This window comes from Kitasatospora sp. NPDC056800, assembly GCF_042789775.1.
Lineage (GTDB): Bacteria > Actinomycetota > Actinomycetes > Streptomycetales > Streptomycetaceae > Kitasatospora.
In genome coordinates, this window is sequence record NZ_JBHUAL010000404.1 from 1 (window position 1) to 1,972 (window position 1,972).

At 74.2% G+C, this 1,972-nt stretch carries 2 protein-coding genes; both read right to left on the bottom strand.

Going from position 1 to position 1,972, the window contains the following annotated elements; all coding sequences use genetic code 11:
• Positions 1-114: 114 nt before the first annotated feature.
• A complete protein-coding gene (locus tag ACFRQN_RS40690; protein WP_380745673.1) occupies positions 115-1,245 on the bottom strand; it encodes an aminotransferase class I/II-fold pyridoxal phosphate-dependent enzyme in 1,131 nt (376 codons plus the stop codon).
• On the bottom strand, positions 1,242-1,898 hold the full coding sequence (locus tag ACFRQN_RS40695) for a transcriptional regulator (RefSeq protein WP_049652446.1): 657 nt from the start codon (positions 1,896-1,898) through the stop codon (positions 1,242-1,244). Before ACFRQN_RS40695 ends, ACFRQN_RS40690 begins: the two co-directional genes overlap by 4 nt.
• Positions 1,899-1,972: the final 74 nt, after the last annotated feature.

Below are 1,972 nucleotides of genomic sequence, written 5' to 3' on the forward strand. Positions count from 1 at the left end.
GCACCGACTCCCCTCGGTGGCCGGCGCCCCGGCCGTTTCGCCGTACGGAGACGCCGCTCAGTACCGCGAGCGCCGCTCAGCATGGGGAGCACCGCTCAGCGCGGGGAGCACCGCTCAGCGCTTGCGGAGCCAGTCGGCGAAGGCCGCCAGGCCCGGGCCCGGGTCGCGGCGGCCGAGGCCGATCCGGAACCGGTCGGCCGGGGTCGGGGTCAGCTCCGAGCGGAAGATCCCGGCGGGCAGCAGCAGCACGCCCGCCTGCTCGACCAGCGCGGTGCAGAACTCCTCCACGCCGTCCGGGCCCAGGTAGCGCGGGAAGGCCACGCAGCCGCCGTCCGGCGCGCGCCACTCGAAGAGGTCGGCGAACTCGGCGAAGAAGGCGTCGAACAGCGGCAGGTTCCCGGCGATGATCGCGCGGTTGCGGGCCAGGATGCGGTCGCGAGCGGTGATCGCGATCCGGGCCAGCACCTCGCTCGGCGCCGAGTTGCAGATCGTGGTGTAGTGCTTGGCCCGCTCCAGGCGCGAGCGCAGCTCCTGGTCCCGGCAGGCGATCCAGCCGATCCGCAGGCCAGGCAGGCCGAGCGACTTGGAGGTCACGTTGAGCGAGAGGGCCCGCTCGGAGAGGTCGGCGGCCTGCGGCAGGGCGCGGGCCGGGTCGCGCTCCAGGCCGCGGTAGACCTCGTCCGAGAACAGCCGGATGCCGCGCTCGTCGCAGAGCTCGGCCAGCCGGACGAAGTCGGCGGCGTCGATCACCGTGCCGGTCGGGTTGTTCGGGAAGTTGACCGACAGCACCCTGGTGTTCGGCCGCAGCGCCGCCTCGACCGCGTCCAGGTCCAGCGCCCAGTCCCGCTCCGGGTCCAGCGCGACGCCGGTGACCTCGCAGAGCGAGAGCGGGACGGTCTCGGCGGACTGGTAGTTCGGGGTCAGCACCACCGCGTGGTCGCCCGGTTCGAGCAGGACCTGCATGGCGAGGTTGAGCCCCTCCTGGGCGCCGCCGAAGCAGATCACGTCGTCCTCGCCGACCCGCTCGTACATCCCGGCGACGGCGCGGCGCAGCCCGGGGTCGCCGAAGGTCTCGGTGTAGCCGAGGGCCAGGGTGTCCCAGGCCTCGCGGTCCTCGGGGCCCGCCAGGGCGAGCAGCTCGGCCATCGTCATGGTCTGCGCGTCGGAGGCGGTGAGGTGGTGGCGGGCGGTGAACTCCCAGCGCGAGAAGTGGGTTTCGAGCCGGAAGTCGGGGAGCCGGGTCACTGGTGGTCCTCCTCGCCGGGGCCCGCGGGGTGCTGCTTGAGCTCGGCGAGCAGGCTGTAGGCGCTGGAGCGGGAGATCCGCAGCGCGGTGGCGACGACGGGGACGGCGCGCCGGACGGCGAACACGCCCGCCCGGTCGAGTTCGCCCAGGACGGCGAGCCGGTCCTCGCGGGTGAAGCGCTCCAGCGGGCGGCCCTGGGCGCGGACGTACCCGCCGACCACGTCGTTGATCCGCTCGGTCCAGTCGCGCTCGAAGAGCGGTTCGGGGCGCGGCGCGGTGGGGGCGGCGAAGCCGGCCAGCAGGGCGGCGGCCTGCTCCAGCGGGCCGCGGTCGAGGTTGACGCAGAGCACCGCGGTGGGCTTCCCGTCGTCGTCGCGCAGTACGGCGCTGACGGAGGAGAGCCGGCGTCCGTCGGGCAGCAGCTTCGCGTACGGGCCGTAGACGTCGGGGGCGGAGGGGTCGATCCCGTCGAGTTCGCCGAGCAGTGACGGGTCGCCGGGGGCCCGGGGGGTCATCGGGTTCCAGACGGCGAGGACCCGGTCGGTGGCGGTGTCGTGCAACACGACCTCGGCGTACGGGCCGAGCAGCAGGGCCACCGCGCGGCAGACCGGGGACCAGGTCCGCACGCGGGGGTCGGGGTTTTCCGAGGACATGCCTGGACTGTACGTCCGGATCGGACACTTGGTCCAGAGCCTTTCGCGCCCCGGGCCCCGCCGGAGGGTTCCGG